This is a genomic window from Rhodococcus sp. (in: high G+C Gram-positive bacteria), assembly GCF_049591685.1.
In the GTDB taxonomy this organism is placed as follows: Bacteria; Actinomycetota; Actinomycetes; order Mycobacteriales; family Mycobacteriaceae; genus Rhodococcoides.
The window spans coordinates 1-10,269 of sequence record NZ_JBAWFH010000526.1 but is presented as its reverse complement, the minus strand read 5'-3'; the positions used below and the strand labels follow the sequence as shown (position 1 = coordinate 10,269).

Below are 10,269 nucleotides of genomic sequence, written 5' to 3'. Positions count from 1 at the left end.
GGGCGGGCAGGCGTGGTCGGCGGCCCCCGAGCCCGGTCCTGTGTCCGGCGGCCCGAACCCGACTCAGCAGTACTCGCGTCGAGATCAGGCGCAGAACGAGGCGTGGGGCGACCACGCGCCGCGGCAGCAACCCCAGCCGTATACCGAACAGCCGTATAACGAGCAGTCGCAGCGCGAGCAACGAGCTCGCCGAGCGGACCCGCCGCGCCGACCGCCTCCCGAGCGTGCGTTGCGGCGACCCGAACCGGAGCGCGCACCTCGTCCGAGCAAACGAAAGCATCGGGGTCGACGCCTCGGGCTGACGCTTCTGGCGCTGCTGCTCGTCGTCGGCGGGCTGACCTACTACGTCGACAGTTCTCTGACTCGCATCGATGCGCTGTCCGACTACGACGGCCGGGTTGCGGACACTCCGGGCACCAATTGGCTTCTCGTGGGGTCGGATTCGCGAGCGGGGCTGACGCCGGAGCAGGAGGCCGCGTTGGCGACGGGCGGCGAAACCGGCCCGAGCCGCACCGACACCATCATCTTGATTCACATTCCCGAGGGCGGCGGCGCCACGACGATGGTCAGCCTGCCGCGGGACTCGTACGTGTCGGTACCCGGCAGCGGGCAGGACAAGCTGAATGCGTCGTTCGCGCTCGGTGGGCCGCAATTACTGGTCCAGACGGTCGAAGGCGCGACGGGGATACGCGTCGACCATTACGCGGAGATCGGTTTCGGTGGTTTCGCCGGCATCGTCGACGCCATCGGTGGTGTGGACGTATGCCTGCAGAACGCCATCTCCGATCCGCTCGCGGGTATCGACCTGCAGGCGGGCTGCCAGGAGTTGGCGGGCGCGGAGGCTCTCGGGTTCGTTCGGTCGCGGGCCACCGCCCTCGCCGATCTGGATCGCATGAACAATCAACGCCAGTTCATGTCCGCTCTGCTGTCCAAGGCAACGAGTCCGTCGACGTTCCTCAATCCGTTTCGCCTCTGGCCCTTGGTCACCGACACGGTGGATTCGCTGAGTGTCGACGAGGGTGACCACATCTGGAATCTCGCGTCGCTTGCGTGGGCCATGCGCGGTGAACTGGTGACGACGGCGGTTCCCGTCGCGGGATTCGAGAATACCGACGTGGGCAACGTGCTGCTGTGGGATTCCGATCGTGCGTCGCAGTTCTTTCAGGCGCTCGCCGACGATCGTCAGATACCGGAAGAATTGCGAACTGCCGGCCCGTAGTGTCAAAACATTCCGGCGCACATTCGGCTGGTCGGCATCCATATTTAGGGCCATCTTATTTAGGCTATGTTCGCCTCAATAAGGCTCGACTTGGATGACAATGCCCTCTGACCAGCATATTCTTCTGGGCATGAGCGCAAACATCACAGAAACCACGCATTCGAAATTCCATGCACTCCTGCGTGATCAGATCCGCAACGAATTCAATGCGTCGCACCAATACATCGCCACCGCTGTGTATTTCGCCAATGTCGACCTGCCGCAGCTGGCCAAGCACTTCTACGCCCAGGCGGTCGAAGAGCGTAATCACGCAATGATGATCGTCCAGTATTTCCTGGATCGCGACATCACCGTCGAGCTCAACGGCGTCGACGGCGCGAAGACGGTCTTCACCGACGCCCGGGAGCCGATCGCCCTTGCGTTGACGCAGGAAGAGGCCGTCACCGACCAGGTCGTCAACCTCGCGAGCACGGCGCGCGAGGAAGGCGACTACATCGGTGAGCAGTTCATGCAGTGGTTCATCAAGGAGCAGATCGAAGAGGTCGCCAAGATGCGCACACTGCTCAACGTCGCCGACCGCGCAGGTCACAACCTGTTCGATCTCGAGCAGTTCGTAGCCCGCGAGATGAACGGGCCCAGCGTCTCCGACACCGGTGCCCCTCAGGCCGCAGGCGGATCCATCCAGTAAGCGCTCGCGCCGGCAGTACCGCGCGCTCGTACGAAAGCGGAAGCCCACCCCATCACGGTGTGGACTTCCGCTTTCGTCGTTCTGCAGCGCAGCTACAGAAGCAGTACCAAGTCAGCGCAGGGTGACTTGCCTGCCGCGCAGACCGTCACGCGAGCGACGCTCCTCGGAGGTCAACGGTGCATCGACGGCCAGCGCCTCGGCTAGCTTCTCTCCGAATGTTGTTGCGGGGGCGGACCATTCGGTCGGGTGCATCTCGTTGTCCAGGTCGAAGACCGGGACGAGCAGACCGTGGGTACGGAACGAGCCGGCGTAACGCGAGCCTTCGCCCAGCGTGAGATTTCCGGCTGCGTGCAGTCGGGCCAGAGCGAGCATCAGATCGTCCTCGCTCTCGGGACGGACCCACCGCAGGTGCGCCTTGTCCCCGGCGTCGACCCACCAGGCAGCGACGAGACCATCACCCTCGAGACGAGCCGACGGCATGATCGCCTGATTCGCACGCTCGACTGTGGCAGCCACATCGGGCGCAGGTTCGGCGTTCTCGGGAAGCCACCAATTGAAGTCCTGGTGCACCGTCACGTCCAGCTGTAGCGACGGGTCGAGAACCTCCGCGAGTGCTGCTGTGTTGCCGTCCGGCCTCGATGCTTCGAGCGACTCGCCCGGCTGCGCAATCGACGCCCATGTGAGCGCGCTGGACAGATCGGCTGCCACGTTCGGCGAATGCACCTGCACCTGCAGGCCCGCGAAGCCGACCGCCGTGTCGTTCTCCTCGCGCACCAACGCGGCCACGGCACCCGGCAAGACCGTCGCGACGGTCACCGGACGACCGTCCACGACCACCGGCGCGGTAGCCGACGGAACGAACTCACGCATGGCGACGAGGTCGCACTCCGCCGCGACACCCTGGAACGGGCGCACCGGTGCTGCGCTCACGCTCGCGCGCTCGGCTTCGCGCTGCGCAAGCAACGCTGCTCGGTTGCTGCCCTGCTTCGGACCACTGTTTCTTTTGCTCTTACCCACGCCCGAAACCTACACGTCGACCGGGACGGCCGGTCAGGTTGCCGCCCGCTCGAGCCACGCCCTCGTCCGCCCCGGATTGTTGGTGGCGATCCAGCCGACGCCGAGTCGGTGGCACAGTTCGACGTCGGCCTGCTCGTCGACCGTCCAGCAGTACGTGGCGCGCCCGGCCGCCGCTGCCCTGTCCACCAGCGACGGACGTTCGCGCAACGTTCTGATCGACGGTCCGACGGCCGTCGCGCCGACTGCGGTGGCAGCGCCCCCGCCCAGGTAGAACGACGCGTCGCCGAGGAGGACAGTCGGGAGCAGCGGGGCCATCCGGCGCACCCGCCACACCGCGGTGGGTGCGAACGACATGATCACCGCCCGCGAGTGCGCAGCCGACGCCGGCTGAGCGATGCCGAAACGGTGCAGTTCGGCCAGGACCTTGTTCTCGATGAGGCTTCCGTAGCGCACCGGGTGCTTCGTCTCGATGAAAAGCTTGACCGGCTTGCTGGTCCAGTCCATGACCAGTGCGATGAGATCCGCCAGTGTCAGCAGGTCGGCGCGTTCGATGTCGTCGCCGTAGTCGAACGACTTCATCGTGTCCAGAGCGAGTCCGCTGACGGTGCCGGTGCCCGTCGACGTCCGGTCGACCCGTCGATCGTGCACGCACACGATGTGACCGTCCCTCGTCAGCCGGACGTCGCATTCGAGTGCGTCGGCGCCCACTCGCAGCGCGTGTTCGAACGCCGCGAGGGTGTGCTCCTTCTTCTCCTCCGACGCGCCGCGATGCGCGACGATGAACGGCCCACGCCCGTCACCGCTCACGACGCCGTGGCCTTCTCTGCGGTGGCATGAGTCTCTTCGGTGGGATGGGACTCCTGGCTACCTGAAGTTTCAGGGGTGGTGGCGCGGGTGGTGGCGACGACCCAGCGTGTCGGCGCGGGCCGTGCGGTTCCGCGCCATCGCAATCCGTCGACGCCGCGGATGACGCCGATCGTCGCGACGGCCAGCGCCGCCCCGACGAACGCAACCAAGGCAGCGAGCAGTACGCCGTCTGCCTGGGCCTGCAGCGAATCGCGGAGCCGCCACAGCGAGGCAGCCACGATGAGAAGCCAATTGGCGATCCAGGTTGCCCACCAGATGCGGACCAACACGAGCAGGCGGTGCTGGTCGGTGCCGCCGCGTACGTTCACCACTTCGGTGAGGTACACCCCGGGCATGACGAGCGAGAGCACCGGCACCAGGCAGCCCAGAAGTATCGAGCGCGCACTGCGCGGGTCGCGAGAACCGGCTCGTTCGTAGACGGCTCGGCGTGCGCGGACGAGCCAGCAGGCCGAGGCGACGGCAGCGGCGACACCGATGACGATGGCCGCGATCTCGGCGAAGAACACCAACGCGTCCGAGGTGATCACCGTGGTCTGACCGACGAGTCGAGTGCGGTTGTAGAGCAGCACCGAATATCTGACGAGTTCGGCCACGACGGCAAGACTCAGCAGCGCGCCGACAAGCGTGAGCAGGCCGGGAGCCGCGCTTGCCCAGCGCTTCAGCCGTGTCTCACGCTCTTCGCGCGGACCGACAGGGCGGTCGGTCAGTCCCCAGCGCGGGATCTCGTCGTACTTCGGTGTGGGCGTCTTTCCGGGCGACACGGTACGCGTCGACGCCGCTGTTCTGGTGCGCGGTGCGCGGGCGACCCATTTGAAGTTGCGACGTCCCTGAGCGGGTGCCTGCGCGGAGACGGGCGAGAGCAGCACACCGTGGCATCGCGGGCACCAGAGAGCGGGACGCGTCCCGACGGGCCACCGCGTCGCGCATCTCGCGCAGACCTGGAATGCGGACACTAGGCGATTCTCGCCTCGGCGCCGTCGTCACGCACCACGGGACGCCCGACGGCTTCCCATGCGAGCATGCCGCCGTCGACGTTGGTCGCCTCGTAGCCGATTTGCGCGAGGTATTCGACAACGCGTAGCGATCGCCCGCCCACGCGGCAGACGACGTACAGCGGGACATTCTGGTCGATCTCACCGAGCCGCGATGGAACCTCGCCCATGGGAATGTGCACGGCTCCGGGCGCGTGGCCCTGCTGCCACTCGTCGTCTTCTCGGACGTCGAGAAGTACTGCGGACTCGCTCGGGTCGGTGGGGAGTTCGGCTACGGGCACAGAGGGCAGATCCGGGGCAGACACATACACGATCTTGTCACGCGCCGTGCTCGGCCTGCCACCGCGAACGGCGCCGACCTGTGGACAGCTCGGCGAGTTATCCACACTATCCACAGGTCGATCCACAGAAACCGGACAATCGCAGGTTCTATCCACAGGCCGGGCGACGCATCTGCGCGTCACTTCTAAGCTTGTGTCATGGCTACTTCGAAGATGGAACTCCGCGTATTCACCGAACCGCAGCAGGGCGCGACCTACGAAGACCTGCTCGAAGTGGCGCAGGCAGCCGAGAAGCTGGGCTTTGGCGCGTTCTTCCGATCCGACCACTACCTCGCGATGAACTCCACGGGCCTGCCCGGACCGACCGACGCGTGGATCACGCTCGCCGGGATCGCGCGGGAGACGTCGACGATCAGGCTCGGAACGCTCGTCACCTCGGCGACGTTCCGGTACCCGGGTCCGCTCGCCATCAGCGTCGCGCAGGTCGATGCGATGAGCGGTGGCCGCGTCGACTTCGGGCTCGGCGCGGGCTGGTTCGAGGACGAGCACACGGCATACGGCATCCCGTTTCCGTCGCTGGGAGAGCGGTTCGACAAGCTAGAGGAGTCGCTGGCCGTCATCACCGGGCTGTGGGAGACGCCCGAGGGCGAGACGTTCACGCACGAGGGCAAGCACTACCCGATCGTCGACTCACCGGCGTTGCCGAAGCCGGTCCAGTCTCCGCGGCCCCCGATCCTCGTCGGCGGCGGCGGTAAGAAGCGCACCCCGGCGCTGGCCGCGAAGTACGCCGACGAGTTCAACATTCCCTTCGCGTCATTGGAGGCCACCGCGACGCAGTTCGATCGCGTGCGTGCCGCGGCCACCTCGGCAGGCAGGGATCCCGAGTCGCTGGTGTACTCCAACGCGCTGGTGCTGTGCTGCGGCCGGACCGAGGACGAGATCGCTCGACGAGCAGCCACCATCGGCCGCGAGGTGCCCGAACTCCGCGAGAACGGCGCCGCGGGAAGCCCGGCCGAGCTCGTCGACAAGATCGGGAGCTACGGCGAACTCGGCGCCACCCGTGTCTATCTGCAGATGCTCGACCTGAGCGATCTGGACCACCTCGAACTCGTCGCCTCCGAGGTCATGCCCCAGCTGTAACAGCTGTGGACAGCGCGGTCAAGTGCCTTCGGCGGCGCTCGGTCGTGCTTTCTCGGGGGTGCGGGTGAAGCGCCCCTTGAGCCACACTGCCGCGGGCGTCTCGATGTACCGATAGAGAATTTCCGACGCCAGCGCGGTGACGGCGACGAACGCCACCACCGCGCCCGTGGGTCCGGTATAGGGAACGACGTTTTCGTAGACGCGGTAGAGAATCAGGGTGTGCAGCAGGTAGATCGCGTAGCTGCGAGTGCCGGTCCAGTGGACGACGCGCGATCGCGCGAATCTTCCGTCGCGCCGGCCCAACAGCAACGTCAGGCCGGTGACCACGATGATCGTCCACATGTACTGGTCACCCGCCCAGTAGGCGTGCACGTCCGTCGCGAGACGGACCACCTCGACTTGCGCGATGGTCGCGACGACCACCCAGCGGCGGTCGATGATTTTCGCCCAACCGAGGTAGATGATCTGGCCGAGGAACAACGTGGGCAGCGTCGCCGCGATCTTGGAGAGCATCGGCACCGACCAGGGCTGCGGTATGTACAGGTTGTAGATCAGTACGACGACGCAGATTGCCGCACCGAGCACCGGCACGAGCGCGGGCCTGCCGCGAAGAAGATCGCGCGCAGCGAGGCAGTAGAGGTAGAAGATGAGCTGCACCGTCAGCGTCCACGTAACGCCCAGTACGGCCACCTCGGGCTTCAGAAAGAATCCACCGAGCACGAAACTCAGCGCGGCCTCGCTGTTGCTGATGCCGTTCTGTCCGCTGAACATGCCGTTGATACCGAGTCGCACGAGCACGATGGCCAACGCGATGGCCAGCCACAGAGCCGGAACGAGCCGCGACAACCGGCCCACTGCGAAGTCGCGTCGGGATTGCCGAATTGCCGACCGCGTGACGAGTAGGCCGGTCAACAGCATGAAGATGGCGACGCCGACGAACGAGAGGTGATTGTTCAGGCCCATCTCCCGAACGAAGACCTGGTGCACGACGTCCATGACCCACCAACCATCACCTCGGTCGTCGATGAGGTAAAACGATATGTGCGAGTACAGCACCGTGAGTACGGCAATGAAGCGCAAGAGATTTGCGCCCGGGAGATTCACGCGGGGCGCGACGTCGACCGATGTGTTCTCGGTTTGCTCGCTCGACCGGCGTGAAAAACTCACGAGACCATCTTAAGTTCCCGTTCATCTGCCGGACGAATTCTGCCGTTCGCTCGTGACCTCGTCGTTATCAAGCACCCCTGCCGCGCACCCCTGTGTTTATTCCGAGAAATGCGTCTCGGTTGGAACGGTTGCACTAGGAGTAGGAATGAGATTGGGTTGTAACCCTACGAAGATTTCGCAGTAGGACGATCGCGCCCGGCATCAACGGTGGACGCGGCGTCGAGAGAGAAGGGAAACACGTGTCCGAGTACACACTGCCCGACCTTGATTTCGATTACTCCGCCCTCGAGCCTCACATCTCGGGCGAGATCAACGAACTTCACCACTCCAAGCACCACGCCACGTACGTGGCCGGTGCCAACACCGCCATCGAGAAGCTTGCCGCTGCTCGCGACAACGAAGATCACGGCGCAATCTTCCTGCTCGAAAAGAACCTCGCGTTCCACCTCGGTGGCCACGTCAACCACAGCATCTGGTGGAAGAATCTCTCGCCCAACGGTGGAGACAAGCCCGAAGGCGAACTGGCCGCAGCGATCGACGATCAGTTCGGTTCGTTCGACAAGTTCCGCGGGCAGTTCACCGCAGCCGCCAACGGCCTGCAGGGATCCGGCTGGGCAGTGCTCGGCTACGACTCGCTCGGCAAGAAGCTGCTCACCTTCCAGCTCTACGATCAGCAGGCCAACGTGCCGCTCGGCATCATCCCGCTGCTCCAGGTCGACATGTGGGAGCACGCCTTCTACCTGCAGTACAAGAACGTCAAGGCCGACTACGTCAAAGCATTCTGGAACGTCGTCAACTGGGCCGACGTCCAGGCTCGCTTCGCAGCCGCCACCTCGCAGACGCCGGGTCTCATCTTCCCGTAGTCCTGTCAGTTGCAATAACTTGTTCGGCTCCGATGGGCCATCCGTACCGCGCAGCGGTGTGGGTGGCCCATTCGTGTGTTTGGATGTCCCTGTTTTTGAAAGTCCATGGCTGGCACTCGCATGGTCTTGTGTGCCAGCGCCTGTCTGGTTCATCCTTTTCCTCTACCCAACGTGGTGTAGCCGTTACCGGAGTTATTTTCGAAGCCCCTTCGGCACTCACCCGCGAGGAGTACGAGATGAACGAGCACAATCTCATCGGTGTATCCCCTTTCTCTGCTGCGGGCCTGCTGCGCGGCTTCGTCGTGTCCGGCAGGTGGCCCGCCACCACCAAGGAGTGGACCCAGTTCCTTGCACTTGCCGTTCAGGTTGCCTCGATGCCGGGACTGTTGACGACGTCGACGGTGTTCGGTGTTCGGGAGGAACTTCCCGACGACCCCGAGCCCGGAACCGTCGGCCTCGTGCTTGCCGACGGCCCGGTCGTCGGCGAGACGGCCGTCACACCCGGTCGATACGCACGGCACCAGCCGTCCGCTCTGCTGATGCTGCATCCGCCGTCGGAAACCACCCCGTCGCTGCCCGAGTGCGCCGGCGCGGCTTCGGGCTGCGTCTTGCTGCCGGGCATTCCTCATCTGGGTCTCGAACACCGCGCTGCCTGGGTCGAAGCCGAATCCGACGGCACCGTCACGGGAATGCGCAGCAGGGTGGGAATCGACCCGATCAGCGATCCCGACACCGCGGTTTTGGCGATGCTCCTCGCGTCGTGATCGAAGCCCGTACAAGAGTTTTCGGGTAACCAAACTTGCTGTGGCGTTTGCCATTTCGCGCCGACCGACCTAATCTCGTTGACAGCGAAGGGGAGTAGCCCCCAATTGCTGTGTCGACATACTGGCCACCCCATACGGTGTGGCCCGGCACGGTGAACCGCCCCTCATCACAAAAGAGGGCGGTGGGCGAGACCTTCGGTCACGTTCGTCGACCGAGGAGTCCCGCACCCGTGCTCTCTGCCCTGATACTCAGCTTCGCCGTCATCTTCGTTGCCGAACTGGGCGACAAATCCCAACTGATGGCCATGACGTTCGCGCTGCGCTACCGCTGGTACGTCGTCATCGGCGGCATCACGGTCGCCACGACAGTCGTTCACCTCGTCTCGGTCGCCGTCGGCCACTTCCTCGGACTCTCGATCCCCACCGCCGCCATCTCGATCGTCGGCGGCATCGCCTTCGTCGTCTTCGGCCTCTGGACGCTGCGCGGCGACTCACTGTCCGACGACGAGGGCGTAAAGGCATCGAAGGTGACGCGTTCGGCGTTCCTCGCCATCGCGTCGGCATTCTTCCTCGCCGAACTCGGCGACAAGACGATGCTGGCGACGGTCACGCTGGCCACCGACAACGACTGGGTCGGCGTGTGGATAGGGTCGACGGTCGGCATGGTCGCCGCGGACGCACTGGCCATCGTCGTCGGCGCCGTTCTCGGCAAGCACCTGCCCGAACGGGTCATCCAGTACGGCGCCTCCGTGCTGTTCTTCGTGTTCGGCGTATCGCTCTTCTTCGAAGGACTCATGCCCGGTACCGCAGCGCCCGTCATCGCGGCAGGCGTCGTGTTCGCCCTGTCCGTCGGCGTCTGGATCACCGTGGTCGCGGTCCAACGGCGTCGACGAGCCCGCACCTCCGTGCCGTTCGAACAACCGGTCACCGTCGAAGAGAGCTGACATACACTTTCCTTCGCGAAGATCGTGGAGGAACGTATGTCAGCCCGGCCCACCAGCACACCGTCGCCGCGAGAGCGCACCGGGGAAGAGCATCGTTCGCTCGACCGACTGGTCCGACTGTTCGCGCGGTTCGTCGGCACCGGCTATCTCGTCTACTTCGTCCTGCTTCTGCCGGAGATTCGCCGGACCGCGTATCTGACGTCGTCGTGGTGGGTGTGGTTCGCCGTCGTCGGTGTTTTCGGATCAGGTCTGCTGTTCGGCGCCTCGTCTTTCTCGAACAACATTCAGCTCATTCGCTACGCGGGGAGCTGTGCCGCCGTGACGTAT

11 protein-coding genes and 1 pseudogene are annotated in these 10,269 nt (G+C 64.9%); 7 read left to right on the top strand and 5 right to left on the bottom strand.

The window, feature by feature from the left end; all coding sequences use genetic code 11:
* The coding region (locus tag WBQ44_RS21555; protein WP_495568700.1) for an LCP family protein at positions 1 to 1,219 on the top strand (1,219 nt) is incomplete at its 5' end.
* A 130-nt stretch (positions 1,220 to 1,349) separates the two neighbouring features.
* On the top strand, positions 1,350 to 1,907 hold the full coding sequence (locus tag WBQ44_RS21550) for a ferritin (RefSeq protein ID WP_495568699.1): 558 nt from the start codon (positions 1,350 to 1,352) through the stop codon (positions 1,905 to 1,907).
* Positions 1,908 to 2,018: 111 nt separating this feature from the next.
* On the opposite strand, the gene WBQ44_RS21545 is transcribed toward WBQ44_RS21550, so the two are convergent.
* From WBQ44_RS21545 to WBQ44_RS21530, 4 genes are all read right to left on the bottom strand, one after another.
* Entirely contained in the window at positions 2,019 to 2,924 is a 906-nt protein-coding gene (locus WBQ44_RS21545; protein WP_495568698.1) for a DUF5926 family protein, read from the bottom strand.
* A 33-nt stretch (positions 2,925 to 2,957) separates the two neighbouring features.
* Complete coding sequence (locus WBQ44_RS21540; protein WP_495568697.1) at positions 2,958 to 3,731, bottom strand: glycerophosphodiester phosphodiesterase family protein; 774 nt, start codon at positions 3,729 to 3,731, stop codon at positions 2,958 to 2,960.
* Entirely contained in the window at positions 3,728 to 4,657 is a 930-nt protein-coding gene (locus tag WBQ44_RS21535; RefSeq protein ID WP_495568696.1) for a DUF4328 domain-containing protein, read from the bottom strand. The genes WBQ44_RS21540 and WBQ44_RS21535 overlap by 4 nt, the downstream gene beginning before the upstream one ends.
* Before the next feature lie 86 nt (positions 4,658 to 4,743).
* Positions 4,744 to 5,064 carry a rhodanese-like domain-containing protein gene (locus WBQ44_RS21530; RefSeq protein ID WP_495568703.1) on the bottom strand — a complete coding sequence of 107 codons (321 nt, stop codon included), beginning with the start codon at positions 5,062 to 5,064 and terminating at the stop codon, positions 4,744 to 4,746.
* Between the two features lie 213 nt (positions 5,065 to 5,277).
* Between WBQ44_RS21530 and WBQ44_RS21525 the strand changes: the two genes are divergently transcribed.
* Entirely contained in the window at positions 5,278 to 6,204 is a 927-nt protein-coding gene (locus WBQ44_RS21525; RefSeq protein WP_495568702.1) for an LLM class F420-dependent oxidoreductase, read from the top strand.
* 18 nt (positions 6,205 to 6,222) lie between these two features.
* Here the strand turns inward: WBQ44_RS21525 and WBQ44_RS21520 are convergent, their stop codons facing one another.
* A complete protein-coding gene (locus tag WBQ44_RS21520; protein ID WP_495568701.1) occupies positions 6,223 to 7,308 on the bottom strand; it encodes an acyltransferase family protein in 1,086 nt (361 codons plus the stop codon).
* 302 nt (positions 7,309 to 7,610) lie between these two features.
* Between WBQ44_RS21520 and WBQ44_RS21515 the strand changes: the two genes are divergently transcribed.
* The 4 genes and pseudogenes from WBQ44_RS21515 to WBQ44_RS21500 form a co-directional block, all read left to right on the top strand.
* Positions 7,611 to 8,234, top strand: a complete 624-nt coding sequence (locus WBQ44_RS21515) for a superoxide dismutase (protein WP_495568695.1) — start codon at positions 7,611 to 7,613, stop codon at positions 8,232 to 8,234.
* A gap of 236 nt (positions 8,235 to 8,470) precedes the next feature.
* The gene (locus WBQ44_RS21510; protein WP_495568694.1) at positions 8,471 to 8,998 is read left to right on the top strand and encodes a peptidase; all 528 of its coding nucleotides are present in this window, start codon (positions 8,471 to 8,473) and stop codon (positions 8,996 to 8,998) included.
* Between the two features lie 230 nt (positions 8,999 to 9,228).
* Positions 9,229 to 9,942, top strand: coding sequence for a TMEM165/GDT1 family protein (locus WBQ44_RS21505; protein WP_495568693.1), 714 nt, complete (start codon positions 9,229 to 9,231; stop codon positions 9,940 to 9,942).
* A 36-nt stretch (positions 9,943 to 9,978) separates the two neighbouring features.
* Positions 9,979 to 10,269: pseudogene (locus tag WBQ44_RS21500) on the top strand (ATP-binding protein); the annotation flags it as partial.